Source organism: Streptomyces sp. NPDC101393, assembly GCF_044767385.1.
GTDB lineage: Bacteria > Actinomycetota > Actinomycetes > Streptomycetales > Streptomycetaceae > Streptomyces.
Genome location: NZ_JBIWNU010000001.1, coordinates 427,712 through 453,902 on the forward strand (window position 1 = coordinate 427,712; position 26,191 = coordinate 453,902).

Annotated in this window: 20 protein-coding genes, 1 tRNA gene and 1 pseudogene; 7 read left to right on the top strand and 15 right to left on the bottom strand. The window is 71.2% G+C overall.

What is annotated here, in order from left to right:
- Positions 1–45: 45 nt before the first annotated feature.
- The 9 genes and pseudogenes from rpmE to ACIRQ7_RS01855 form a co-directional block, all read right to left on the bottom strand.
- Positions 46–264, bottom strand: a complete 219-nt coding sequence (gene rpmE, locus ACIRQ7_RS01815; RefSeq protein ID WP_404259115.1) for a 50S ribosomal protein L31 — start codon at positions 262–264, stop codon at positions 46–48.
- Between the two features lie 165 nt (positions 265–429).
- Complete coding sequence (locus ACIRQ7_RS01820; protein WP_404259117.1) at positions 430–1,554, bottom strand: LCP family protein; 1,125 nt, start codon at positions 1,552–1,554, stop codon at positions 430–432.
- A 363-nt stretch (positions 1,555–1,917) separates the two neighbouring features.
- Positions 1,918–4,053 carry a transcription termination factor Rho gene (gene rho / locus ACIRQ7_RS01825; RefSeq protein WP_404259118.1) on the bottom strand — a complete coding sequence of 712 codons (2,136 nt, stop codon included), beginning with the start codon at positions 4,051–4,053 and terminating at the stop codon, positions 1,918–1,920.
- A 371-nt stretch (positions 4,054–4,424) separates the two neighbouring features.
- Entirely contained in the window at positions 4,425–5,342 is a 918-nt protein-coding gene (thrB, locus tag ACIRQ7_RS01830) for a homoserine kinase (protein ID WP_403666745.1), read from the bottom strand.
- Between the two features lie 341 nt (positions 5,343–5,683).
- A complete protein-coding gene (thrC, locus tag ACIRQ7_RS01835; protein WP_403666748.1) occupies positions 5,684–6,769 on the bottom strand; it encodes a threonine synthase in 1,086 nt (361 codons plus the stop codon).
- 8 nt (positions 6,770–6,777) lie between these two features.
- Positions 6,778–8,070: a homoserine dehydrogenase gene (locus ACIRQ7_RS01840; protein WP_401463013.1), complete on the bottom strand. Its 1,293-nt coding sequence runs from the start codon at positions 8,068–8,070 to the stop codon at positions 6,778–6,780.
- Between the two features lie 140 nt (positions 8,071–8,210).
- Positions 8,211–9,602, bottom strand: a complete 1,392-nt coding sequence (gene lysA / locus ACIRQ7_RS01845; protein WP_404259121.1) for a diaminopimelate decarboxylase — start codon at positions 9,600–9,602, stop codon at positions 8,211–8,213.
- 26 nt (positions 9,603–9,628) lie between these two features.
- Entirely contained in the window at positions 9,629–10,720 is a 1,092-nt protein-coding gene (gene nrtL, locus ACIRQ7_RS01850) for an ArgS-related anticodon-binding protein NrtL (RefSeq protein WP_404259123.1), read from the bottom strand.
- A gap of 239 nt (positions 10,721–10,959) precedes the next feature.
- Positions 10,960–11,454: pseudogene (locus ACIRQ7_RS01855) on the bottom strand (PleD family two-component system response regulator); the annotation flags it as partial.
- Between the two features lie 221 nt (positions 11,455–11,675).
- Here ACIRQ7_RS01855 and ACIRQ7_RS01860 point away from each other — a divergent pair.
- Positions 11,676–11,747 (top strand) — tRNA-Arg (locus ACIRQ7_RS01860).
- A 249-nt stretch (positions 11,748–11,996) separates the two neighbouring features.
- Here ACIRQ7_RS01860 and ACIRQ7_RS01865 read toward each other — a convergent pair.
- From ACIRQ7_RS01865 to ACIRQ7_RS01885, 5 genes are all read right to left on the bottom strand, one after another.
- Positions 11,997–13,046, bottom strand: coding sequence for a beta family protein (locus tag ACIRQ7_RS01865; protein ID WP_404259124.1), 1,050 nt, complete (start codon positions 13,044–13,046; stop codon positions 11,997–11,999).
- 245 nt (positions 13,047–13,291) lie between these two features.
- Complete coding sequence (locus tag ACIRQ7_RS01870) at positions 13,292–16,108, bottom strand: FUSC family protein (RefSeq protein WP_404259126.1); 2,817 nt, start codon at positions 16,106–16,108, stop codon at positions 13,292–13,294.
- Positions 16,105–16,608, bottom strand: coding sequence for a MarR family winged helix-turn-helix transcriptional regulator (locus ACIRQ7_RS01875; RefSeq protein WP_404259127.1), 504 nt, complete (start codon positions 16,606–16,608; stop codon positions 16,105–16,107). Before ACIRQ7_RS01875 ends, ACIRQ7_RS01870 begins: the two co-directional genes overlap by 4 nt.
- A 79-nt stretch (positions 16,609–16,687) precedes the next feature.
- Positions 16,688–18,001, bottom strand: a complete 1,314-nt coding sequence (locus ACIRQ7_RS01880) for a M64 family metallopeptidase (protein WP_404259129.1) — start codon at positions 17,999–18,001, stop codon at positions 16,688–16,690.
- 306 nt (positions 18,002–18,307) lie between these two features.
- On the bottom strand, positions 18,308–19,594 hold the full coding sequence (locus ACIRQ7_RS01885) for a cytochrome P450 (protein WP_404259130.1): 1,287 nt from the start codon (positions 19,592–19,594) through the stop codon (positions 18,308–18,310).
- A gap of 447 nt (positions 19,595–20,041) precedes the next feature.
- Here ACIRQ7_RS01885 and ACIRQ7_RS01890 point away from each other — a divergent pair, with 447 nt between their 5' ends.
- From ACIRQ7_RS01890 to ACIRQ7_RS01905, 4 genes are all read left to right on the top strand, one after another.
- Positions 20,042–21,484, top strand: a complete 1,443-nt coding sequence (locus ACIRQ7_RS01890; protein WP_404259132.1) for an FtsW/RodA/SpoVE family cell cycle protein — start codon at positions 20,042–20,044, stop codon at positions 21,482–21,484.
- Complete coding sequence (locus ACIRQ7_RS01895) at positions 21,481–22,935, top strand: penicillin-binding transpeptidase domain-containing protein (protein WP_404259134.1); 1,455 nt, start codon at positions 21,481–21,483, stop codon at positions 22,933–22,935. Before ACIRQ7_RS01890 ends, ACIRQ7_RS01895 begins: the two co-directional genes overlap by 4 nt.
- Positions 22,936–22,983: 48 nt before the next feature.
- Positions 22,984–23,487 (top strand): HD domain-containing protein, encoded by a 504-nt coding sequence (locus tag ACIRQ7_RS01900; protein WP_404259136.1) that lies wholly within the window; start codon positions 22,984–22,986, stop codon positions 23,485–23,487.
- Positions 23,488–23,676: 189 nt separating this feature from the next.
- Positions 23,677–24,459 (top strand): ABC transporter ATP-binding protein, encoded by a 783-nt coding sequence (locus tag ACIRQ7_RS01905; RefSeq protein ID WP_404260056.1) that lies wholly within the window; start codon positions 23,677–23,679, stop codon positions 24,457–24,459.
- 26 nt (positions 24,460–24,485) lie between these two features.
- On the opposite strand, the gene ACIRQ7_RS01910 is transcribed toward ACIRQ7_RS01905, so the two are convergent.
- Positions 24,486–25,049, bottom strand: a complete 564-nt coding sequence (locus tag ACIRQ7_RS01910) for a GNAT family N-acetyltransferase (RefSeq protein WP_404259138.1) — start codon at positions 25,047–25,049, stop codon at positions 24,486–24,488.
- Positions 25,050–25,246: 197 nt separating this feature from the next.
- Here ACIRQ7_RS01910 and ACIRQ7_RS01915 point away from each other — a divergent pair, with 197 nt between their 5' ends.
- Positions 25,247–25,744 (top strand): SigE family RNA polymerase sigma factor, encoded by a 498-nt coding sequence (locus ACIRQ7_RS01915; protein WP_401463779.1) that lies wholly within the window; start codon positions 25,247–25,249, stop codon positions 25,742–25,744.
- Positions 25,737–26,186: a hypothetical protein gene (locus tag ACIRQ7_RS01920; RefSeq protein ID WP_404259140.1), complete on the top strand. Its 450-nt coding sequence runs from the start codon at positions 25,737–25,739 to the stop codon at positions 26,184–26,186. Before ACIRQ7_RS01915 ends, ACIRQ7_RS01920 begins: the two co-directional genes overlap by 8 nt.
- Positions 26,187–26,191: the final 5 nt, after the last annotated feature.

Genomic DNA, 26,191 nt, shown 5'->3' on the forward strand with positions numbered 1-26,191 from the left:
TCACCCCTGAGCAGGGGCGACCGGAGACCGGCGCCTTGCGGGTCGCTACTTGGCGGCCTTGGCCTTGCCGAAGCGGGCCTCGAAGCGGGCCACGCGGCCGCCCGTGTCCATGATCTTCTGCTTGCCGGTGTAGAAGGGGTGGCACTCGCTGCAGACGTCGGCGCGGATGCTGCCGTTGGCAACGGTGCTACGGGTGGTGAAGGACGCGCCACAGGTGCAGCTGACCTGGGTCTCGACGTACTCCGGGTGGATGTCGCGCTTCAAGGGGTTCTCCTAGGTTCGGGAGTGCTCCGGGTCGTGCTGCGGGTTGCGTCACGTGAACCGGGGCCGACGGTCCAGTCTGCCAGGACTCGCCGTATCTCCCAAAACCGGGGTCGGAGCGCAACTATTCCCCGGCCGGGCCCGGCGCCCCGGTCCCGGCCGGTCCCACTACCGGACGTAACTGTCCGTGCCGCCCTTGTCGCCGGCCGAGTCCTTGATCGCGGACTTCGGGATGTCCCGGTCCTGGTGGAGCGCGTCCCAGACCTGCTTGCTCTGCTTGGTGAGCGGCTCGACCCGGTCGGGGTCGACCTTGTCGTACGCCACCGGCAGCGTGACCATGTCGATCTTGTCGGAGCCGATCGAGCCCAGGCTCTTGGCCAGTCCCGACAGTTCGCTGACCGAGTTGAGGTCGGTGTCGGTGGTGATGGCCTTGGTCGCCGTGTCCGCGACGTCATACAGCTTCGTGGGGTTGGTGAGCACCCCGACGTTCTTGACCTGGTTCATCAGGGCCTTGATGAACGTCTGCTGGAGCTGGATGCGGCCCAGGTCGCTGCCGTCGCCCCCGGGGACGCCGTGCCGGGTCCGTACGAGGCCGAGCGAGTCCTCGCCATTGAGCGTGTGCTTGCCGGCCTGGAGGTGCAGGTGGCTGCTGTTGTCGTTGATGGCCTTCTTGGTGGTGATCTCCACGCCGCCCAGGGCGTCGATGAGCTTCTTGAAGCCGGTGAAGTCGACCTCGACGAAGTGATCCATGCGGATTCCGCTGATCGACTCGACGGTCTTGACGGCACAGGCCGGACCGCCCACCTCGAACGCGGTGTTGAACATCGCGCGCTGCTGGCCGGGGACGTCCTTGCCGTCCTTGGTGCACGACGGGCGCTTGATCATGGTGTCGCGCGGGATGCTCACCACGCTGGCCTTCTTGTGGCCCTTGTAGACGTGCACGACCATCGCCGTGTCGGACCGCGCGGCGCCCTCGTCCGTGCCGTATTCACTGTTCTTGCCGGCGCGCGAGTCCGACCCCATGACGAGGATGTCCATCGAGCCGTTGTCGACGTTCTTCGGCCGGTCCTGGCCGAGGGCGGCGTTGATGTCGACGCCCTTGAGGTTGCCGTTGAGCTTGAAGTAGACGTAGCCGAGACCGGCTCCGCCGAGCAGCACGACGCTGACCAGCGCGCACAGCGTGATGGTCAGCACCCGACGGCGCCGGGTCGGCCCTTTCCGCCGGCGGCCCGTGGCACGTATGCCGCGGGCACGGCTTTCGGCCGTCTTCGCGGTCCCGTTGCTGTCCGCCATCTGCTCCTCAGTCCTTGCTCGCTCGACTGCCCCTCGCCCGGCACAGCGCTCCGTGCGTCACGGCCTGTTGCTCCTTGTCAGACGGGAGGCAGACCGGAAGGGTTGCACAGCGCCATATGAGCGCTTTCTTAGAAAAGCGCTCCGCCGGCGCCCGACGGCGTTCCGCACGCACCCTTCTCACCTGGGGTTTCGATACGTTTTCTGCCGTCTTTGGAACCGGTGGGAAATGGCTGATCCTGTGCGGAACGTCTCAAGCGGAAATGCGCGCGACGCCCTGTGAGGCGCGCTGTTCGGACCCGGGACAGCACGAGGCCCTCCTCCCCCACAAGGGGCGAGAAGGGCCTCGGGTGCGTCGGGGTGGCGTCAGTCGTTGCCGTTGCCGTTGTTGCCCATACCCGGCGTCGTCTTCTGAATCTGCAGCAGGAACTCCGCGTTGGACTTCGTCTGCTTCATCTTGTCCAGCAGCAGCTCGATGGCCTGCTGCTGGTCCAGGGCGTGCAGCACCCGGCGCAGCTTCCAGACGACGGAGAGCTCGTCGGCACCCATCAGGATCTCTTCCTTACGGGTGCTGGACGCGTCCACGTCCACCGCCGGGAAGATGCGCTTGTCGGAGAGCTTGCGGTCGAGCTTGAGCTCCAGGTTGCCGGTGCCCTTGAACTCCTCGAAGATCACCTCGTCCATCCGCGAACCGGTCTCGACCAGCGCGGTGGCCAGGATGGTCAGCGAACCGCCGTCCTCGATGTTGCGCGCGGCACCGAAGAAGCGCTTCGGCGGGTACAGCGCGGTCGAGTCGACACCACCGGACAGGATGCGGCCGGAGGCCGGGGCGGCGAGGTTGTACGCGCGTCCCAGGCGGGTGATGGAGTCCAGCAGGACGACCACGTCGTGACCCAGCTCGACGAGACGCTTGGCGCGCTCGATGGCCAGTTCGGCGACGGTGGTGTGGTCCTCGGCCGGGCGGTCGAAGGTCGAGGAGATGACCTCGCCCTTCACCGACCGCTGCATGTCGGTGACCTCTTCCGGACGCTCGTCGACCAGGACGACCATCAGGTGGCACTCGGGGTTGTTGCGGGTGATCGAGTTGGCGATCGCCTGCATGATCATGGTCTTGCCGGTCTTCGGCGGGGCCACGATCAGACCACGCTGGCCCTTGCCGATGGGCGTGACGAGGTCGATGATCCGGGTCGTCAGGCTGCCCGACTCACCCTCCAGGCGCAGTCGCTCCTGCGGGTAAAGGGGCGTCAGCTTCCCGAACTCCGCCCGGTTGCGGCCCTGTTCGGGCGCCACGCTGTTGACGGTGTCGATACGGACCAGCGCGTTGAACTTCTCGCGGCGCTCGCCGTCCTTGGGCTGGCGGACCGCGCCGGTGACGTGGTCACCCTTGCGCAGACCGTTCTTGCGGACCTGGGCGAGCGAGACGTACACGTCGTTCGGACCGGGCAGGTAGCCGGAGGTCCGGATGAACGCGTAGTTGTCGAGGATGTCCAGGATGCCCGCGACGGGGATCAGGACGTCATCCTCGGTCACCTGCGGCTCGTTGCCGAAGTCCTCGCGGCCGCCGCGACGGCCACGGCGGTCGCGGTAGCGGCCGCGACGGCCACGGCGGCCGCCCTCGAAGTCGTCGTCATCGTCCTGACGGCGGTTGTCGCGGTTGTCCCGCTGACGGTTGCCGCCCTGGTTGCCGCCGTCTCCCGCGTCGTTCTTGCGGCGGTCGCCACGGTCCTGACGGTCACCGCGGTCCTGACGGTCGCCACGGTCCTGGCGGTCGCCGCGGTCCCCACGCTCACCACGGTCGCGCTGACCGCGCTGGCCGCGGCCCTCGCGGTCACCCTTCTGGCCGCGGTCCTGACGGTCGCCGCGGTCCTGGCGGTCGCCGCCCTTGTTCTGGCGGCCGTCAGCGGTGTCGGTGGACACCGCGGCCTCGGCCTTGGCGTCCGTCCTGGCCGTGGCCGTCTCGGGCCGGGCCTCGATCTTGACGTCGCCGGCGGCGGTGTCGGGGCTGCCCGCGGCGGCGGTGGCCCGGCGCCGACGGCGCTCGCCGGCCGGCTGCTCGTCGCTCAACGGCTGGCCCGGGATGTCGATCTGCTGCTGGGCCGCGGACTTGTCGCCGGCCTTCTCGGCCTTGTCGGTCTTGGCGGCAGCGGTCTTCTCGGCAGCGTCGTCGCCGGTACGGGCCTTGGAGGTCGTACGGCGCTTGGGCTTGCTCTCGGTGTCGGCGGGCGCGTCGGCCTTGGCCGCGGAGCCGGAGCCGCCGGCCTGCTTCTCCTTGATGACCTCGATCAGCTGGCTCTTGCGCATCCGCGCGGTGCCCTTGATGCCGAGGCCGGAGGCAACCTGCTGCAGCTCTGCCAGGACCATGCCGTCAAGGCCGGTGCCCGAACGGCGTCGCCGCGAGGCAGGGGCTGTGGCAGCACCGGTGGCAGGCGCGGGAGCGTCCGTGGCGGGCGCGGTGGCACTGCCATCGGTGCGCACGCCCATCAGATCGGTGGTGTCGCTCACGAAGGGGTCCTTCCCTGGAGCGGGCGTCGGCCTGTCTGGCTCGGCGACCGGTTGTGCTGTCCGGCTGTCCTTGGATGTGCGGACCGGGCCGGGGCGGTGGTCCCGCCGGAAACGGCGGAAAGATCAGTTCATGGTTCCGGCGCGAAGAGATGCAGAGTGACTCATGACGTCACGCCGATTCCGGAGCGTGCTCACTTCTGCTCAGGCCATTGCTCCAAGCAGTTTGGGAGGCTCCCGGAAGAAAGTGGTCCCGATGGGGGACACGAAGCACCGCGCCACTCAGGCGTCGAGTACTGACTTGAGGTTAACACTACCGGATCCAACAAACATTCCCCCTCTCAAAGACCGGCAATCGTCGATCACTCGCGTGATCACCCGGCGAGCGGCAGCACACAGGTGCCCACCGCGTCGAGGGTCAGCCGGTTGGCCGCCCACCCCTCGCCCGCCAGCGCGGCGACCTTGTCGGCCGCCGCCTCGTCCACCAGCGCAAGGACCGTCGGGCCCGCACCGGAGACAACTGCGGGGACGCCGTCCGCGCGCAGTCGGTTCACCAGGGCCACACTCTCCGGCATCGCGGGGGCGCGGTATTCCTGGTGAAGTCGGTCCTCGGTCGCGGCAAGCAGCAGCTCGGGGCGCCTGGTCAGGGCCTCGACGAGCAGTGCGGCACGGCCGGCGTTGGCCGCGGCGTCCACATGCGGGACGGTACGCGGAATCAGTCCACGGGCGGTCTCGGTCAGCACCGGCTTTCCGGGCACGAAGACCACCGGAACGATGGAATCGGCGGGATCCATTCTGATCGCCCGCGCGGTTCCGGTGTCCATCCAGGCGAGGGTGAATCCGCCCAGCAGGCACGCGGCGACATTGTCGGGGTGGCCCTCGATCTCGGTGGCCAGCTCCAGCAGCGCCGCATCGTCGAGCTTCTGCTCGCCGCCGGTCGTCACCGCACGGGCGGCGACGATGCCGGCGCAGATCGCAGCCGAGGAGGACCCCAGGCCACGGCCGTGCGGGATGCGGTTGGCGCAGACGATTTCCAGCCCGCGGGGTTGTCCGCCGAGCAGGTCGAAGGCGGTACGCATGGAGCGTACGAGCAGGTGGCTCTCGTCACGGGGGAGGCTCTCGGCCCCCTCACCTGCGATGTCGACGTGCAGACCGGAGTCGGCGACGCGCACCACCACATCGTCGTACAGACCCAGGGAGAGACCCAGGGCGTCATAGCCGGGACCGAGGTTGGCGCTGGAAGCGGGGGTGCGCACCCGGACGGCGGCGGCGCGGAACGCGGGACCGGCCATCGCTCGATGACTCTCCTTGATTGATGCTGCGGTACTACCCCGCGCCACCGTGGCACCGAAGCGCCCGGCCGGCTCGTGGGGTCTGTTCTGATCTGCCCTGCACACCACTGCGTTATGCCGTGGGGAGGGGAGTTGGCTGCCAGCCTATCGAAGGAAGGTTCTGTGGCGACATAGGGCGCACAGGAGGCGCACGATGCGTGTCGCGCGCCATCCCGTGCCTCGGAGTCACCTCGACCAGGCTTTGCAGCGTTTGCACAATTTGCTGTACGGGGGGTGACGGGACGGTGACCGTCCCGCCACCCCGTGCCGTACGCGCAGATTCGGCGGGTGGGGCGTGCGGGCTAAGCGAGGCCGAGGCGCTCGGCCGCGGCGTCGGCGTCGATCGGGACCGTGACCGGCTGCGGGGCGCCGGCCACCGCCCAGTCCGGGTCCTTGAGGCCGTTGCCGGTGACCGTGCAGACGATGCGCTGGCCCGGGTCGACCTTGCCCTGCTCGGCGGCCTTGAGCAGACCGGCTACCGAAGCGGCCGACGCGGGCTCGACGAACACGCCCTCCTGGGCGGCCAACAGGCGGTAGGCGGCCAGGATTTGACGGTCGGTCACCTCGTCGATGAAGCCGCCGGACTCGTCCCGCGCCCGCTCGGCGAACGACCACGAAGCGGGGTTGCCGATCCGGATCGCGGTGGCGATGGTGTGCGGGTCCTTGACGACCTCGCCGCGCACGATCGGTGCGCTGCCGGACGCCTGGAAGCCCCACATCCGCGGGGTGCGCGAGGCGATGCCGTCAGCGGCGTACTCCTGGTAGCCCTTCCAGTACGCCGTGATGTTGCCGGCGTTGCCGACCGGAAGCACGTGGATGTCGGGCGCGTCGTCGAGCATGTCGACGATTTCGAAGGCGGCGGTCTTCTGCCCCTCGATGCGCACCGGGTTGACGGAGTTCACAAGTGCGACCGGGTACTTCTCGGAGAGGCCGCGGGCGAGCGTCAGGCAGTCGTCGAAATTTCCGTCGATCTGCAGGATCTTCGCGCCGTGGACCAGCGCCTGGCCCATCTTGCCGAGCGCGATCTTGCCCTGCGGGACGAGAACGGCGCAGACCATGCCGGCCCGCACCGCGTACGCGGCGGCGGAGGCGGAGGTGTTGCCGGTGGAGGCGCAGATGACCGCCTTGGCGCCCTCCTCCTTCGCCCGGGTGATGGCCATCGTCATCCCGCGGTCCTTGAAGGACCCGGTGGGGTTCGCGCCCTCGACCTTGAGGTGCACCTCACAGCCGGTGCGCTCGGAGAGCACCTGGGCCGGTACGAGGGGAGTGCCGCCCTCCCGGAGGGTGACCGCCTCGGTCGTGTCGCTGACCGGCAGACGGCCGCGATATTCCTCGATGATGCCGCGCCATTGGCGGCTCGCCATGGTCACAGTGGAATTGGCAGACATGGGTTCCTTTACTCCCCTTCGACCCGCATGATGCTGGCGACACCACGAACGGTGTCCAGCTCGCGCAGCGCCCCGACGGTCGACGACAGGGCCGCGTCCGCCGCTCGGTGGGTGACGACGACGAGAGAGGCCTCGCCGTCCTTGCCCGTTTGACGGACCGTATCGATCGATACGCCGTTTTCGGCGAAGACCGTCGCCACCTGCGCGAGAACGCCGGGCTTGTCGGCCACGTCGAGACTGATGTGGTAGCGCGTGACGACATCGCCCATCGGACTGACGGGCAGCCGCGCGTACGCCGACTCACCCGGCCCGGTGGCGCCGGCCAGCTTGTTGCGGCAGACCGCGACGAGGTCGCCGAGGACCGCCGAAGCGGTCGGTGAACCGCCGGCGCCGGGTCCGTAGAACATCAGCTGACCGGCCGCGTCGGACTCGATGAAGACCGCGTTGTAGGCCTCGCGCACGGAGGCGAGCGGATGCGTCAGCGGGATCATCGCGGGGTGCACCCGGGCGGTGACCGACGCGCCGTCCGCGGCCCGCTCGCAGATGGCGAGCAGCTTGACGGTGCAGCCCATCCGTTTGGCGGAGGCGATGTCGGCGGCGGTGACCTCGGTGATGCCCTCGCGGTGCACATCGTCGAGGCGCACCCGGGTGTGGAACGCGATGCCGGCCAGGATGGCGGCCTTGGCGGCGGCGTCGAAGCCCTCGACGTCGGCGGTCGGGTCGGCCTCGGCGTAACCGAGGGCGGTGGCCTCGTCCAGCGCCTCGCTGTACCCGGCGCCACTGGTGTCCATCTTGTCGAGGATGAAGTTGGTGGTGCCGTTGACGATGCCGAGGACGCGGTTGACCTTGTCGCCGGCCAGCGATTCACGCAGCGGGCGTACCAGCGGGATCGCGCCGGCCACCGCGGCCTCGTAGTAGAGATCGGCGTTGTGCTGCTGCGCCGCGGCGTGCAGCGCGGCGCCGTCGGCGGCGACCAGCGCCTTGTTGGCGGAGACGACGCTCGCGCCGTGCTCGAAGGCGGTGGTGATCAGGCCGCGGGCCGGCTCGATGCCGCCGATGACCTCGATGACGACGTCGATGTCGCCGCGTTTGACCAGCGCGGTGGCGTCGGTGGTGACCAGCTCTGCCGGGACGCCGTCGCGCACCTTGTCGGGGCGGCGTACGGCGATCCCGGCGAGCTCCACGGGTGCACCGATGCGCGCCGTGAGGTCGTCGGCGTGCGTCGTCATGATGCGCGCCACCTCTGAGCCGACAACACCACAGCCCAGCAGCGCCACCTTCAGCGGACGCGTACGCATCATTCGACCTCTGCTTTTCATCGATACTGCCGTTGATCCTGCTTGCTCATGCACCAGTCTCACGCACGGGTCGGCGCTTTCCGCCACCGGTCCAGATGCCGAGACATTTATTTCATCCCCGGGGTCGCACCGTGGATCGGGCCCTAGCCGACGTCCAGACGCAGGAGATCTTCCTCCGTCTCGCGCCGGACGATCACCCGGGCCGCACCGTTCCTCACCGCCACGACCGGCGGCCGGAGCGCGTGGTTGTAGTTGCTCGCCATCGAGCGGCAGTACGCCCCGGTGGCCGGCACCGCGAGCAGGTCACCGGGCGCCACGTCGGACGGCAGGAAGGCATCGCGTACGACGATGTCGCCACTCTCGCAGTGCTTGCCGACCACGCGCGAGAGCATCGGCTCGGCGTCGGAGACCCGGGAGACCAGCGCGACGCTGTACTCCGCGTCGTACAGCGCGGTCCGGATGTTGTCCGACATCCCGCCGTCGACGGACACATACGTCCGCAGCCCCTCCAGCTCCTTGATCGTGCCGACCTCGTACAGCGTGAACGCGGTCGGCCCGACGATGGCCCGGCCCGGCTCGACGGACAGCCGCGGCACGGCCAGCCCCGCCGACTCGCACTCCCGCGTCACGATGTCGCCGAGGGCCTTGGCGATCTGGTGCGGCTCGCTCGGGTCGTCCTCGGAGGTGTAGGCGATGCCGAGGCCGCCGCCCAGGTCGATCTCCGGCAGTTCGACGCCGTGCTCGTCGCGCACCTCGGTCAGCAGCTGGACGACGCGGCGGGCCGAGACCTCGAAACCGGCCATGTCGAAGATCTGCGAGCCGATGTGCGAATGGATCCCGATGAGTTCGAGGCCGTCCAGCTTGAGCGCCCGGCGCACGGCCTCCGCGGCCTGCCCGCCGGCCAGCGCGATGCCGAACTTCTGGTCCTCGTGCGCGGTGGCGATGAATTCGTGCGTATGCGCCTCGACACCGACCGTGACCCGGATCTGCACCCGCTGGCGCTTGCCCAGCCGCTCCGCGATGTGCGCGACCCGCACGATCTCCTGGAAGGAGTCCAGCACGATCCGCCCCACCCCGGCCTCGATGGCCCGGGTGATCTCGTCGGTGGTCTTGTTGTTGCCGTGCAGCGCGATCCGCTCGGCGGGCATCCCGGCCGCGAGCGCCGTCGTCAGCTCACCCGCCGAACACACATCGAGGTTCAGCCCCTCCTCGTGCAGCCACCGCACGATGGCACGGGAGAGGAACGCCTTGCCCGCGTAGAACACATCGGCACCCGGCCCGAAGGCGTCCTTCCAGGCGCGGCAGCGCTCCCGGAAGTCGTCCTCGTCGAGGAAGTACGCCGGCGTCCCGAACTCCTCGGCGAGCGCGGTGACATCGAGCCCGCCGACGGTCACCACACCATCGGCGTTGCGCCGGACGGTACGGGACCAGACGTGCGGGTCGAGGGTGTTCAGATCGGCGGGCGGCCCGGCGTAGTGGCCCTCGGGCAGGACATCGGCATGGCGGGGCCCGGCGGGGTGGGCGGAACGGCTCATAGCGGTGAAGATCCCATCGAATTCGTTCAGACGTGTTCGGGTGCGGAGATGCCGAGCAGGCGCAGGCCGTTGGCGAGCACCGTCCCGGTGGCCTCGGCGAGGGCCAGCCGGGCGCGGTGCACGGCCAAGGGTTTCTGCTCTCCGACGGGCAGCGGCGGACACCCGTCATGCCAACGGAAGAACGCATCCGCCGTCGTCTCCAGATGGCGCACCAATCGATCCGGCGCCCGGTGCCGGGCCGCGGCATCGACGACGGCCGGATAGGTGGCGAGGGCGGTATGGAGGGCGGCGGCTTCCGCACCCGCGGCGCCCACCTCCCCCGGCTCGCTCTCGAACCCCAGATCAGCGGCATTACGCAGCAGCGCCCGCGTCCTGGCGTACGCGTACTGCACCCGGAACCGCGGATTGCTCTCCCGCTGCACCGGCCGCTCCGGCAACCGCACCGCGTCACGCGCCGCCGGCCGCAACAGGGCCCAGCGGGCTTCGTCGGCCCCGAGCCGGGCACCCAGACGGGCGAGCTCGCGGTCGCCGACGTCCACCGGGTCCGGATCCGACCACCCGGCAGCGGCGGTAGAGGCGGCAGGGGCAGCGCCGGCAGTAATGGCACTGGCGGTGTCGGTGTCGGTGTCGGCGAGGATGCGGCTCATCGCGGCACGGACGACCACACTCCGGGCGGCGGCCAGCGGGCACGGGGCGGCCGCGTCAGCCGGGCCGGGTGCCTCGGGGCGCTCCGGCCCTTGCCGGTGCTCCCCGGCCGACGCCCCCGCGCTCCCACTTGGCGCCCCGTACGCATCACCCTGCGCCAGCACCTCGCGCACCAGGGCGGCCTGCGCAGCGTCACCCAGCGTGAAATTCAAGAAACCCGGCCCGGCGATCTCGACCCGGGTGATCCCGGCGCTCCCGACGAGCCGCTTCCGCAGAATCTCGGCGACCTCGCGGGCCGGCCGGCCCGCCGGCCCGGCGAGCTGCAGCGCGACGTTGGAGGCGAAATCCCCGCGCCCCGCCCGCGGCGCCGGCCGCACCACGATCCGCGCCGGCACGGGCACGGACAGTTCCTTCTCCTCCACCGCACCACGCACGGAGCGCAGGACGGTACGGGAGAGCTCAGCGGGGGTCACAGGACAAGCGTATGGGAGAAGGGGGGCGGACACGCGACCCGGTTTCGCCCTGTGGACATCCTCCGGGGCCTCCGGGGGCTCCCCCGGGTTCAGCCCGCGGGCCGCGCCGCGGGCTCCGACCCACCACCGGACTCGCCGGGAGGCGCCGCCATGTCCTGCGGCCCGTCCGGCGCCCGGCCCGCCGCCTCCTCGGCCACGGCACCCTCACCGGCACCCGCCACAGCGACCTCACCCGCACCCTCGGCCCCGGCGCCACTCGCCGATGGCGTAGCCCCGCTGCCGATCCCGATCCGGATCCCGCCGCCCGGGGCGCCGCGTCCGGGCCCGCTCTCGGGCCCACGCTCCCCCTCCCGCTGCCGTCCCTCGCGGGCCAGCACGCCCACCGTCCGCACCAGCTCCGTCGGCTCGAAGGGCTTCGCCAGGAAGGCGTCCACGCCCACCGACTCGCCGTTGTCGACCTCACCTTGGGTGCAGGCACTGACGATGGCGATGGGGATGTCCCAGGTCCGTGGATCGGCCCGCAGGCGGGCCGCCGTGTGCAGACCGTTGAGCCGCGGCATCACGACATCCAGGGTCACCACATCAGGTCTCACGTGGTGCACGACATCCAGACATTCGGCACCATCAGCCGCGGTCACGACCTCGAAGCCCTCCAGCTCGAGATTGACCCTGATCAACTGCCGGATCACCTTGTTGTCATCGACAACAAGGATCCGACCGGACAAGCCAGGCACACCATGAGACTAGGGGCCCCGCTGCGGCTGCGTCCCGGTTTTGCCCACTTCCGCCCCCGTGCGAGGGACCTTTCCCCGACCGCCGACGACCGGGCCGCGGGATGCGCTAAAGCCCCCTCCCCCACCGCCACGACCCCCACCCAGCACCCCGCAAAACCTGTTCATGAACACCCCATCAGAGCTGGTAGGGTTCTACCCGTCGCCGCACAACACGGCGAAACGCCCCCGTAGCTCAGGGGATAGAGCAACGGCCTCCGGAGCCGTGTGCGCAGGTTCGAATCCTGCCGGGGGCACTCCAGCCAGACCAGCGTAATCATCCCGCTGACCTGCTGAAGTGCCAGACTTCAAGAGCCGGACCCAGTCTCACTGGGTCCGGCTCTTTGTCGTTGTACGTCGCTGATCGGGGAGTGAGTGGCGGGTGTGGGGCGAGTGAGTTCCGCCGACGGTCACTGACCGTCCGACCCCGCACCCACCTCTTTTCGATCTTCTTCTTGCTCAGCTCATCGTGCCCCATCGGTGCACCCTCCCACCGGCGGTGTACCTCAAGGACGGCCGAAGTGGGCGAGGTTGGAGGAAACCACCGCCAGGTGGTGCGAGGTCGCCCATGCGCGCCACTGCGTGCCGCCTCCGGCCTTGGGCCGTTGTCGATGCGCGCACTCATGGAGCCGGGCGTCGCCCCACGACGTGCGCGCGCCGGTGGCCGGCCAGTAGGGGGAGTCGACCAAGTCGGCACTCAGTACGAAGAAGTCGTCGTTGCCGGAACGGACGCGCGGATAGACGAAGACTTGCCAGTCGTCCGGTGTCGTGTAGCGCATGTTGGGGTCCGGCGTCCCCCTAGATCTCACAGGCATCCGGGGATGCGTCACGCCGAAATCTCCGAAGTCGGGGGACCTTCCGCCGTATCCCTTCACGACGCGTTGCCAGAGCTGCGCGTCACGCCGGGTCACCGGCGTTGCCTGCCCCCTCGGGAACCCGCTCAAGTTGACCGGGAAGGCGCCGGCGGCGACACACTCATGCCGCCAGTGCCACGGGGCCAGGGCTTGCAACGCGACGACGGCACGGTCGGCCAGGCGATCCCTCGCGGTCGTGGAATCCACAGCACCGGTGTCGATGAGGAGGTCAACCTCCTCCGGTTCAAGGCGTAGGGCCTTGAGGAGGCGGCGGATCTGTGCGTGATGCGGAAGGCCCTCAGGAGAGTCGGCAGCAAGAGAGACCCGTAGGCAGGCGCCGCGCTGATGTGCCCTGGCCGCCCGGACTGCTTCGGTCAGGGCAGCCCCTTGATCTGTGTGCCGGACGACTGGGCACATGGCTACGTCGCGGAGGCCGAGGGACTCGCTGAGGCGGGCCATGGGGCCGCCTGCGTCGCCCTCAAGGACTCGTGCTGTCGGTAGGGCTCCGCTGTCGACGGTCAGGACGGTGCCGTGGGGCACCGCGTCCATCGCGCGGTCGCAGAACGTCTCCAGGACATCGCGCACGTCCGGGTCAGGGACCAGCTCCAGGACGGGGCGGATGTATGAGCGAACCGCCGGCGTGACGTGCTCAAGGGCCGAGAACTCCCCCGCCTTGCCCTTGAGTATCGGAACGTAGGCCAACGGCTTCCCCCAGCACACTCGGCACCAAGCCCATGGATGTCTCGCTCACTCCCACCTGAGTGTGCCCAGAACCCGCCATCCCCGGGTAGGTGCGCGAATCGGCCGCGAGGCTGGTTCTCGCCCAAGGGGGAGGGAAGCCGTTGCGGTGCTCGGCGGCCCGGTACAGCGGCACCCCGGGCTTGCCGCGGCCCGCGCCGCGTACGGCGCACGGGGCGGTTCCCGTCACGGGACGTCCGGCCCCCAGGTCACCCCCGTTCTGCTCTGTTCGCCCGGTCCAGTTCGATGTCGTGGCGCAGTTCGCCCGTTGTCTGTCGGATGGAGAGGAATTCGGCGCGGGGTGGGTGGGCCGAGCCGGAGGCGATGACGGTGTAGCTGCCGGGGGGCAGGTCCAGGATGCGGTAGCGGCCGCCGGTGGCGCGGCCGGCGGCGCGGCGTTTGCCGCGGGCGTTGACGAGGGTGATCCAGGCGTCGCAGCCGCCGGGGTGGCCGTCGGGGCAGTGGAGGGTGCCGGTGACGGTGACCTTGGGTTCCTGTGCCGGGGCCTGGTGGGGGGTGAGGGTGGCGGGCTGTGGGGGCGTGGGCGGCTGGGCGGGTGCGGGACGGTGTGTGGGGGCCTGCGGTACGGGCTGTTGGTTGCGGGCCGCCCAGGCCGCCAGTGCCGTCTGGGTGCGGCGGTCCAGCGGGGTGCGGGCGGGTGCGGTCTCCTGTGTGGCGGGTGGGGCCGGGGCCGCCGATGTCAGGGTCAGGCCGCGCTGTTCGGCGTAGGCGGCCAACGCCTCGTCGAGGGCGGCGAGTTCGTGGAGCGCGGTGTGCAGGCGGGTGGCGCGGGGGCCGGGCGGGGGCTGGAGGTGGGATTCGAGTGCGCGGATGAGGGGGCTGACGCGGGTCCAGGTGCCGGTGCTGGCGGTGGTGGTGCCGCTCGCGGTGTGGTGGTCGAGGGCGTGCAGGGAGGCGGTGAAGGTGGCGGTGATGTACCGGACCCGTGCGGTCAGGTGCGGGGCGAGGTCGATGTCGATGTCGGCGGCCGCGGCGAGGGCGCGGGCGTGGCCGGTGGCGGTGGCGAGCAGGGCGAGGCGGTTCTCGGGGCCGCGGCCGCGGATGCCGAGGGGCATGCGGACCAGGGGGCGGAGCACGCCGCGTACCTGGAAGAGGGCGGCGTCGATGCCGCGAGCGGCGCCGCGCAGCCGGACCGGTGTTTCCGGGTTCTCCCAGCGCAGCACGATCTGGGAGATGAGGTGTTCCAGGGCGGACAGGTAGCCGCGTTCGGCCTCGCGGGCGATCTTTGTGCTGGAGACGGGGAAGATCAGCGCGGCGCAGGCGGTGGCGACGAGAATGCCGATGCCGTTGTCCAGCAGGCGCTCGGTCAGCAGGTGGTCCATGCCGCCGTACGGGGTGGACATGCCGTACAGCTGGGTCAGGGCGGTGACGAGGCCGACGACCCAGTACGCGTACTGGCGTTGCATGCCCCAGGCGCCGAGGGCGAGGCCGGCGACGATGACGGCCAGGGTCCAGTAGACGTGGCCGTGGCCGATCAGGTGGAGCAGGAGGATGCCGAGGACCGCGCCGGCGACGGTGCCGGCCATGCGGTGGGCGAGCTTGCGCAGGCGTTCGTTGGTGGTGTTGGTGCCGAACAGCGTGATCATGACGCCGACCAGGCCCCAGTAGAAGCGCTGCGGGTCGATGGCGTCGGTGATCGGGCAGACGAGGGCGGCGGCGACCGCGGCGTGCAGCGGGACGCGCAGGTAGGGGATGGCGCGGCGCCAGCCCTGGACGTCCTGGGCGGCGGCGAGGCGGCGGGCGACGGCTCCGGTGCCGGCCGGCCGGTTCTGCTCCAGTGCGACGGTGGGCTGGAACGGCACGTCGGCGCGCGACGCCGGCGCCTGCCGGCCGAGGTCGAGCCAGTGGGCGAGGCTGTCGGCGAGCGAGTCCAGGAGGTGGCCCACGCGGCGGGCGAGGGCGGCGGCCTCGGCCCCGGCGGGGGTCGCGTGCGTGTCCTGGAGGGCGAACTCGGCCTGTTGGCGGATGAGTTGGGCGGCGGCGTGCAGGGCGTCGGCGCGGCCGAGCGGGGTGTCCCGGGCGATGACGAGTCCCACGACCATCGCTTCGCGCAGCCGTGCGGGCACCTGGAGGGCGGTGAGCTGCTGCACCGCCTGGCCGATGCCGCGCAGGGCGAGTTCGGCGTCGAAGAGGTGCCGGTGGAGGAGTTCGGCGGTGTCGGGGTCGGCGGCGACCTCGGGCTGGGCGAGGCGGCCGTCGATGGTGACCGTGGTGACGTTGAGCCGGCGCAGGCTGCGCCGCATGCGGTGGACGGCGCTGCGGTGGTCGGCGTCCGGGTCCAGGGCGGCGCAGGCGGCGTCGGCGACCCGGCGGGCCTCGACGACGAAGGCGCGCTGCGTACGCAGCAGGTCCTCGCGCGGCATCGGGTAGCAGAACACCAGGCGGGCGAGGAGGACCGCGGCGGACGACACCAGGGCGACGACGAACAGCTCGCCGCAGAGGTTCAGCGGGACGTTGGCCATCATGCCGACCATGAAGGCGTTGAACAGCATCATGCCGGTGAGCAGGGCGAGGGCGCCGAAGCGGGCGAGGAAGAACGCCGCCGCCAGGGCCACCACCATCAGGCTCATCTCCAGCACCCGGTCCTGGTGCAGCCAGGCGGCGACGGGCAGGACGGCGGAGTACGGGAACGGCATCCACAGGATGGCGCGCGCCAGCCGGAACGGGGTGTTCTCGGCGACCACGAAGGCGCTCATCAGGCCCATCATGCCGCCGACCATCATGCCGAGCATGGCGGGCAGGTCCAGTGCGACGGACATCCCGTAGCCGACCGCCAGCGCGGTGATCATGGAGACCAGTGAGCGCCACCCCGCCTGCAGCTGACCGAGCCCGGGGTCCGCGGCGAGCACCCAGTCCCACCAGCGTCTCGGCCCTCCGACGCGGTGCGGGGCGAAGCTGCCCGCAGCCCCGCGGGGCTGCTCCCGTTTCGTCGGGTCGGCGTCGGTCGCGCCCAGGGTTCCGGGCGCGGCCCCTGGGGCGGTGGGCGGGGTGGCTGGGGTGGTCAACTGACCTCCGGTTCGATGGCGTTCAGCAGGGTGGATACGGCGTCGCGGGCCTGGCCCGCGGTGTGTTCCGGGTCGCCGACGTGTGCGCGGAGCCCTTCGAGCAGGGCGGCGGCCATCCGCTGCCGGGCCCGCTCCAGCAGCTCGCGGCCGGCGGGCGTGAGCGAGGTCTCGACGGCGCGCCGGTCCCGCGCGCAGCGGGCCCGCTCGACCAGGCCGCGCCCCTCCAGCTCCTGGAGGACGACGGTGACGCGCGGCTGGGTGAGTCCGGTGCGGGCCGCGAGTTCGGTGACCCGTCGCGAATGGTCCGCCAGCGCGTCCAGTACGGACACATGGCCGCGCGGAAGCCCGAATTCGCCGGCCCGGAAGAGGGCGCGGGAGAGCTTTCCGATACCGCGGAGGAGCCCTCGGGCGGCGGCTTCGAGGCCCTGCTCGTCGGATGGCGGTGCCGGTACCGGCGCCGGCGGAGTCGTGTGCTCTGCCCGCGGCGACGATAGATGCATACCGCAATTATATAGGGAGGGGGGTGCGCGCGTGCGGGCGGGGCCCCTGGCTGGGCCCCGCCCGTCCGGCAGGCTGCGGTCAGCCGGTGACGTGCCAGGTCAGGGACGCGGACAGCGCCTTGCGCAGGGCCGGTGTGCGGACCGCGTGCGTGCGGTCGGCGGCCTTGGCGGTGACGGTGTGGGTGCGGCCGTCGGCGGGGACGCCGAGGGAGCCGGGCTCGACCGTGGTGCGGCCGCGGGCGGCGGTGACCTCATGGCCGTCGACGTACCACCACACCTCGGCGCGCGCGGCCGGTGTGACGCGGATCCGCTGGTCGCGGCTCAGGCCGCGCGCGGAGTCGACGGAGCTGGTCAGCACGCTCGCATGGCGGTAGAAGCCGGCGATCATGGCTTCGCGGCCGGGGAGGTTGAACTCACGGCCGAGCGTGCGCATGATCGAGTTCTCGGTGGGGCGGTTGAGGCCGAACTGGTAGTAGCCGCCGCCCTCGTACGCGCCGACGGTGCCGCCGTCCGGCGACTCCTGCCCGATCCAGCGGTACCACTTCTGCTGCCGGCCGGTCATCTCGTCGGCGGAGAGGGTGGAGAGGTTGGTCTCGGCGGGCTCGGGGCCGGTGTACGTTCCCGGCTGCCCGTAGTCGTACTCGTCGGCGAGCTTGCCGAGCGAGTGGCCCGTCTCGTGCACCGCTATCTGGTCGGACTGGTCGTTGTCGGACGAGGCGGTGGCGATGCCCTCGTAACCGACCTGCGAGGAGACGTCGTTGTAGCCCGCGCCGCCGTATTTGGTGGAGTGGGACAGCACGACGACGAGGTCGGCGGCCGGGGCCTTGGCGGCGTACGACTCGACCTTGTTGGTGTCGACGCAGAGCAGCCGCTCGGTGCCGTCGCAGAAGAACGCCGAGCCGAGGGCGGTGTCGCGGACGATGTCCTGGGTCGGGTCGCCGGAGACGCCGGAGTCGCGGGAGACGGCGTCGACGGCCCAGACATTGAACAGGCCGGTGTACGAGGCGTACGGCTCGACCTCGGTCATCTTGGCCCACTTGGCGCGGATGGCGGCGTGGAAGTCCTCCTGCTGGGCCTCGGTGTACCCGTCACCGACGAAGACGACGTCGAGCTTGCTGTCGACGGGGCCGCTCTGCACGATCGGGGTGACGTCTCCGTCGGCGGCGATGCCGGCCTTGTCCACCGGCGACAGCGGCTCGGGGGCCGGGACCGTGGTCTGCCGGGGGTGACTGTCCGGGCCGGTGAAGTACTCGACCGACTGCGGGGTCCGAGGGGGTTTCGGGGTCGGCGCCGCGGTCGCGCCCTGGGCGGCGGCCGTGGCGGCGACGACGGCCGCGAGGGCCGTCCCGATGGCCGCTGCGGTGCGTGCGGATATGGAGGTGCGTCTGCGCATGTGGGGGTCCTCCCGAAGCCCGCCGCGACGGCGGCGGGTTGAGCCGGATCTCGGCGCGGCTCAATGTATGGGCTGGGGAGGCGGCAAACAACGGAAGGTGCTCAAGTTGCCTGTGGAGCTGGGTGGTTCACGCCATCGACGGTTCACGCCTGCCTGGGGCAGGGCGCGCCGCGCCGGCCGGCCGCGCTCCCCGCGCGGGCGGGTGGGGTGGCCAGTTGGCGAGGTGGCGAGGTGGCGGCAAAGCGAAGACCGGACACTCAGCCGTTGGCCAGGTGCCCGGTCACAAGGTGCCGTGGGGCGGTGGGTTCAGTTGTCGAGGCGGACCGGCAGGGACTCGATTCCGTAGACGATCGACAGCTTTCGGAATGCCAGATCCTCCGGTTCGACAGCCAGGCGCATGTTGGGGAAGCGGCGTACAAGTGCGGGGTACGCGGCACGGAGTTCCATCCGGGCCAGTTCGGCGCCGACGCAGCGGTGGATTCCGTACCCGAAAGCAAGATGGGAGGGAACGTTGCGAGAAGGGTCGAACTGTTCCATTTCCGGGCCGAGTTTGCCGTCCCGGTCGGCGCCGCTGAGAGAGCACAGGACCACATCTCCGGAGGCGATCTGGACACCGCCGATTTCCATGTCCTCGCGGGCGAAGCGCGGGAAGGCGACCTGGACGACGGTGAGGTAGCGGAGCAGCTCCTCGACATAGCGGTCGACGACGTCGTCGCCGTCGTTGAGGGCCGCGAAGTGCTTCGGGTCCTGGAGGAGGACCAGGGCGCCGAGCGCCAGCATGCTGGCGGTGGTCTCGAAGCCGCCGGTCAGCACGCCGTCGGCCAGGCCGGCCAGTTCCTCGTCGGTGACCGAGTCGCCGTGCTCCTTCACGATCATGCCGAGCAGGCCGTCGCCCGGATCCTGGCGCTGCTTCTTGACGATGTCCCGGAAATAGGAAAGAGATTCCGATATGGCGCCGAAGGAGGCATTCGCGCCGCTGAAAAGGTCGAAACGGGCGGCGCTCAGCCGCTCGAAGTCGGCCCGGTCCTCATAAGGAACGCCGAGGAGTTCACAAATAACCAGGGAGGGAATGGGGAGGGCGAAGGAATGGACGACATCCACCGGATCGCCGTTCTTACCCGCTTCCTCCATGGCGTCGAGGCGCTCCTCGACGATCTCGTGGATGCGGGGTGTGAGCCGGCCGAGCCGGCGCATGGTGAATTCCGGGGTGAGCAGTCGGCGCAGCCGGGTGTGCACCGGTGGGTCGGCGAATCCGAGGCCGCCGGGATTCTGGTCGGCCCCGGCACCGGCCTGGCCCACGAGATTGGTGAAGTCGGAGCTGAAGGCGTTGGCCTTGCCGAGCACCGCCTTGATCTCGTCATAGCCGGTGACCAGCCAGACGTTGGCGGCTATCGGGACCGGCAGCTTGCTGATGGGCTCCTTCTCACGGACCGTGGCCAAATCGCCCACGGGGTCGAGTCCATCGCGCCGCAGCGGCATCAGGACAGACTCGGGCAAGAAAGACATTCGAGACAGGTCGAAGCCTTTCTTCTGTGTTCTCGTCAGATACATACGGCCGGCCCAGGCGATGATCCGGGAACGGAGAGTCGTCATGACGCTAATACTGCCTTTCGTCGAGGGGTGCGGTCACCCGCGCTCGGCGCCCCCAGGTGGCCGAGACGACAGGGACCTCCACTCGGCGTACACGGGTGTGTCGGACGCCATAGCCCCTCGCTCGCGGCGGCCATGGACCGGGTCCGGTCCATGCCGTCGACCGGTGTGTTCGGTCGCCCGCATCTGCGTGACGAGCTCGGCCTTCTTCTTTTCGTTGCACCCGAGTTTACAAACTGCCATTGGACTCACTGACGGAACAACCCTGGGGTGCCCCTGGCTCACCCCTGGAACAACCCTGAGTCACCCTTGGGACAGCAACGGAACCGACCCGGAAGCAACCCGGAGCCGGTTCGGGACGTCACCGTCCCCGCCCGCTGTCCCGCACGCCCCCGAACGCTATATCCGGCATAACGGAAATATGGTGCACCGCTTGCTACGTTGCCAGTCATGACGGCAACGGCAACGGCGACGGCGGGCCCCGCGCGCCCGGCGGGCACTCCCCCACCCGTGCCGCAGGTCCCCAAACGGCGCGGCGTCGAACTCGCCCTGCTCGTAGGTGCCGTCCTGATCAGTGTCTGCGGCTACCTGACCGTCGGCCTGGCCAGGGGGCAGGCCCTTCCCAGCGGGGCGGCCGGCTACGGAGCCGGGCTCGGCGGCCTCGCGCTGCTGGCCCATCTCGCCGTCCGCTTCTGCGCCCCGTACGCCGATCCGCTGCTGCTGCCCATCGCCGTCCTGCTCAACGGGCTCGGGCTCGTACTGATCTTCCGGCTGGATCTGGAGACGCCCGGCAACCGGGCGGCGCCCGCCCAGCTGATGTGGTCCGCGGTCGGCGTCGCGCTCTTCACGGGGGTGGTGGCGCTGCTGCGGGACCACCGCCTGCTCCAGCGGTACGCCTACGTGTGCGCGGCGCTGGCCCTGCTCCTCATGATCGTTCCGATTCTCTTCCCCGCCATCAACGGCGCCAAGATCTGGATCCGGATCGCCGGCTTCTCGCTGCAGCCCGGCGAGTTCGCCAAGGTGCTGATCACCGTCTTCTTCGCCGCCTACCTCGCCGCCAACCGCAGCGTGCTGGCCCACACCGGGCGCACGGTGGGCAGACTGCGGCTCCCGGCCGGCCGGGTGCTCGGGCCGGTCCTCGCGATCTGGCTGGGCAGCGTCGCCGTGCTGATCCTGGAACGCGACCTGGGCACCTCGCTCCTCTTCTTCGGCATCTTCGTGGTGCTGCTGTACGTGGCCACCGGGCGGACCGGGTGGATCGCGATCGGTCTGCTGCTCGCGGGAATCGGCGCGGCGGCCGTCAGCACGCTGGAGCCCCATGTCCACAGCCGGGTGGCGGACTGGCTGCACCCCTTCGCCGGTATCGCGGCAGGCGAAGGGCCGGGCCAGCTCGCCCAGTCGCTGTTCGCCTTCGCGGCCGGCGGGGTGCTCGGCACCGGCCTCGGCCAGGGTGACTCGGCCCTGATCGGCTTCGCCATGAAGTCCGACTTCATCCTGGCGACCTTCGGCGAGGAGCTGGGACTGGCCGGGCTGACGGCCCTCTTCCTGCTCTACGCACTCCTGGTGGCCGGCGGCTATCGCGCGGCGCTGCAGCACGCCCCCGGTCTGCGCGACCCCTTCGGGAGCCTGCTCGCCGTCGGACTCGCCACCCTTCCGGCCATCCAGGTCTTCGTCATCGCGGGCGGGGTGATGGGGCTGATCCCGCTGACCGGGATGGCGATGCCGTTCCTCGCGCAGGGCGGTTCGTCCGTCGTCACCAACTGGATCATCGTCGCGCTGCTGCTGCGCATCAGCGACCGGGGGCGGGCGCCCCGCCCGGAGGGCAGCGGAGGCCGGGGCCCGGACCTGCCCGCCGGGGAGGACCCGGTCCCCGAAAGAGGCGGCCGGCGGTGATCCGCGGCATCCGGCACACCGCCGTCTTCTCCGTGCTGCTGCTCGGCGCGCTGCTGGCCAACGCCACCCGGGTGCAGCTCATCGAGGCGGACGGGCTGGCCGGCAATCCGGCCGACCGGCGGGCGGTGATGGCCCGCTACGAGCAGCCGCGGGGCACCGTCCTGGTCGGCGGGCGGCCCGTCACCGGGTCCCGGGACAGCGGCGGCCGGCTGCGCTACGAGCGCACATACACCGACGGCCCGCTCTACGCCCCGGTCACCGGCTACTCCTCGCAGGTCTACGGCACCTCGTTCCTCGAGCACGCCGAGGACGGCATCCTCTCCGGCACCGACGAGCGGCTCGGCACCTTCCCCTGGTGGGACGAGCTGACCCGCACGCACCGGCGCGGCGGCAAGGTCGCCACCACCATCGACCCCCGTATGCAGCGCGCCGCGTTCCACGGGCTGGGCCGCAAGAAGGGCGCGGTGGCCGCGATCGAGCCGCGTACGGGGAAGATCCTGGCGTTGGCCAGCACACCGTCGTACGACCCCAACACGCTGTCCGGCAACGGCACTTCGGTCACCGCGGCCTGGCGGCGGCTGAACCACGCGGAGCAGCGCCCGATGCTCAACCGGGCCCTCCGGCAGACCTATCCGCCCGGCTCCGCCTTCAAGGTGGTCACCGCGGCCGCCGCGCTGGAGAGCGGCCTGGTGACCGACATCGACGCCCCCACCAACGCCCCCGACCCCTACACCCTGCCCGGGACCGGCACCCGGCTCGGCAATGAGGCGACCGGTTGTGAGGACGCCGGCCTCAAGGACGCGTTCCGGGTCTCCTGCAACACCGTCTTCGCACGTCTGGGGAACCGGATCGGGCTGCGCGGCATGGTCGGGGCGGCCGAGAAGTTCGGCTTCAACGACCGGCGGCTGCGCATCCCCTCCTCCGTCGTGCCCAGCAACTTCGACACCCGGATGGACCCCGCGCAGCTCGCACTGTCCGCGATCGGTCAGTACGACACCACGGCCACGCCCCTCCAGATGGCCATGGTCGCGGCGGCGGTCGCCAACGGCGGCCGGCTGGCCCGGCCGTACCTCGTCGACAAGGTGACCGACGCCCGGGGGACGACGGTCTCCACCGGGCCGCAGCTTCCCTCGCACCAGGCGATGAGTCCCTACGTGGCCGAACAGCTCCAGGAGATGATGATCGACGTCGTCACGCACGGCAGCGGCCGGCACGCCGCCATCAAGGGCGCCACGGTCGGGGGCAAGACCGGCACCGCCCAGCACGGGGCGCACAACGAGGGCACCCCGTATGCCTGGTTCATCTCCTGGGCGCGGCCCGAGAACAGCAGCGAACCGGCCGCCGCGGTGGCCGTGGTCGTCGAGGACGCGGCGGCCGACCGTGCGGACATCAGCGGCGGCGGCAGCGCGGCGCCGATCGCCCGCGCGGTGCTGCGCGAGGCGTTGCGGTGAGCTGGTCCCCTTAGGGTGCGAGGGGGCGAGGGCGGTGACAATGGCCGTATGGCAGACACCACTCCGTCCATGGACCCCGCACGGGCCCCGCTCCTCTCGCTCGCCGAGGTGGAGGCACTGGCCCGGCGCGCGCACTCGGGGCAGACCGACAAGGCGGGCCGCCCGTACGCCGAGCATCTGGCCGCGGTCGCCGCGGGGGTACGCGAGCGGGGCGGCAGCGACGAGCAGATCGCTGCGGCCTGGCTGCACGACGCCGTCGAGGACGCCGCGCTGTCCCGTGAGTGGCTGGACGGGGCGGCCCTCACCCACGCCACCAAGGACATGATCCTGGCCGTCACCAAGCGCGCGGGCGAACCCCTGGAGGACTACACCGCCCGCATCCTGGCCACCCCCGGCGCGCTGCTGGTCAAGGAGTCCGACCTCGCGCACAACGCCGACCCCGGCCGGCTCGCCGTCCTGGACGCGCCGACGCGGGAGCGGCTGACGGCGAAGTACGCACGGGTGCGGGGCCTGTTGGGGCTGACCGGGGACGGGCGGCGCGACGACGGCTGAGGCCGCCCGGTGCCGCCGCCCGCCCGGTCCGCGGGGTCCACACATCGGACACCCGGGCAGAAAGGTGGCATGCACAGCTAACCTGCCGCGATGACTCCTTCGCAGACGCCGCGGACGCAACGGACGCCACGGCCCTCACCGTCGCCGCAGTCTTCACCGTCGCCGTCGCCGGGCCCGTCGGCGGCGCGGGTGATCGCCGAGCTGGAGGGGGTGGGCGTCCGCCGCCACACCACCGGCCAGGCCATCCTCGACGCGATCGACTGGACCGTACGCGCCGGTGAGCACTGGGCACTGCTCGGCGCGAACGGCGCGGGCAAGACCACCATCCTGCGCCTGGTCGGCGCGCTGATGTTCCCCACCGTCGGCAGCGTCGAGGTGCTCGGCCACCGGCTCGGCTCGGTGGACGTCCGCGAACTGCGCGCCGCCATCGGCCTCGTCTCCAGCGCACAGAAGGTCCCCCAGGACGCGAAGGGCCACACCGTCGTGCTCACCGGGGCCACCGGCACCGTGCAGCCGCTGTGGCGGAAGTACGACGACGCCACCCGCGAGCGCGCCCATGAACTGCTCGCCGAACTGGACTGCAAGGAGCTGGCGGACCGGCCGTACGGCGTGTGCTCCGGCGGGCAGCGGGCCCGGATCCTGATCGCCCGCGCGCTGATGGCCGAGCCCTCGCTGCTGCTGCTCGACGAGCCGTTCAACGCGCTCGACCTGCCGTCCCGCGAGGATCTGATCGACGCGCTGCACCGGCTCGCCGAGGGGCGGCCCGAGCTGGCGACCGTCACGGTCACCCATCACCTGGAGGAGCTCTCCCCCGCCATCGGCCACGCCCTGCTGCTGCGGGACGGCCGGGTACAGGCACACGGCCCGGTGGACGACGTGCTCACCGGCGAGCGGATGACGGCCTGCTTCGGCCGCCCCATCGAGGTGTCCCGGCACGAGGGCCGCTGGCTGGCACGGTCCGGGAAGCGCTGAGCGAGGGCGCGTGCGCCGCCGGGCCCTCACCGCTCCGGCAGGGTCAGCTTGAAGCCGTCATGGCTGCGCGCGAAGCCCAGTGACGCGTAGAAGCGGTGCGCATCGGTGCGCCGCTTGTCGCTGGTCAACTGGACCAGCCCGCAGCCGCGTCGGCGGGCCCGCTCGACCGCCTCGCCGATCAACCGCCGCCCGAGACCTGCCCCGCGCCGGTCCGCACGGACGCGTACGGCCTCCAGCAGCGCACGCTCCGCGCCGCCGCGCCCCAGCCCGGGGATGTAGGTGATCTGGAGGAAGCCGAGCACCGTCTCCGGCTCGGTGTCTCCGGCCGCCCCGTCGCCCTCGAAGTCCTCCCCGTCGGGCTCGCTCTGGGCCTCTCCCTCACCCCCGCCCTCGCGCTCCGCCAGGACGAGCAGCTCGTTCCTGGGGTCGGCCGCGATGTCCCAAAAGGCCCGCTCTCGTGCCGGGTCGACGGCGGCGGGCACGGGTGCGGTCACGGGGTCCTCCGCGTTCGCCCGGCCCTCCTCGGCCAACAGGGCGAGGAGTTGGGGCAGATCACTGTGCGTGGCGGTGCGGAAGATCAGGCGCGGCATGCGAGGAGTGTCGCAGCCGCCACCGGTCCCCTCTCCTCCGCGGGCCCCGGCGCCTGATGCGCGCCGGCCGCGTCCGGTTCCGTGCCGTACGCGTCCCCTTCCGTGAGGACCGTCACGCTGAATTCTCGCGGCCGGTGTCGACCGGATGCGCCGTGCCGGGCGTATACGGAGTGAAGCGAGAGATCCGGGAGTGGCTGTTGACCGTCGAGGAGTTCGAAGAGTTCTACGCCCAGGCGGTCGCGCGGCTCACGGGGCAGTTGTACGTGATGATCGGCGACCTGCACGAGGCGCAGGACGTCGTGCAGGAGGCGTTCGTGAAGGGCTGGAGCCGGCGGCGGCAGCTGGACCGGGACGGCCGGCCCGAAGCGTGGATCCGCACGGTCGCCTGGCGGTTGGCCGTGAGCCGGTGGCGGCTCCGGGGACGTACGGCGGACGCCTGGCAGCGCAGTGGCGCCCCACCTCATGTCGAGGGCCCCGGGCCGGAGCAGGTCGCGCTGGTCGAGGCGCTGGGTGAGCTGCCGGCCAAGCAGCGCCGCACGATGACCCTGCACTACGTGTGCGACCTCACCGTCGAGCAGATCGCCGGGGAGACGGGCCTGTCCGCCAGCACCGTCAAAACGCATCTGGTCCGGGGACGGACCGCGCTCGCCCACCGTCTGCAGGACCCGCGCATTGAGGAGGCCCCCGGTGCCTGAGCCCCACGACCCGCTGCGGTCGCTGTTCCAGGAGGCGGCAGCCGCCGGGCAGTCCCGGGCGCGCGGCGTTCCGGTGGCGTCCATCGCGGAGCGCGGAACGCGGGCGCACCGGCGCCGGATGGCCGTGGTGGCGGCCGGGGCCTGTCTGGTCCTCGCCTGCGGCGGTGCCGCGGCGGCGACGCTGCTGCCCGGCAGCCCTCGTCCGGCGCCGCCCGCCGGCACACCCGCGCCGTCCGCGCCGCCTCCTCCGCCGGCCCGCACCTCACCGCCGGCGGGCACCCCGTCCCCCGGCGCGACCCGGACGGAGCCGGGGACAACCGTCCCGACCCCGCCTTCCACCCGGGGCGCCGACGGTGGTGCGTCCGCCACGTCCACGCAGCCGCCCGGCACCTCGACGGCCCGGCCGCCCTCGGCACCGCACAGCACCTCCCCACCGGGCTGATCTCA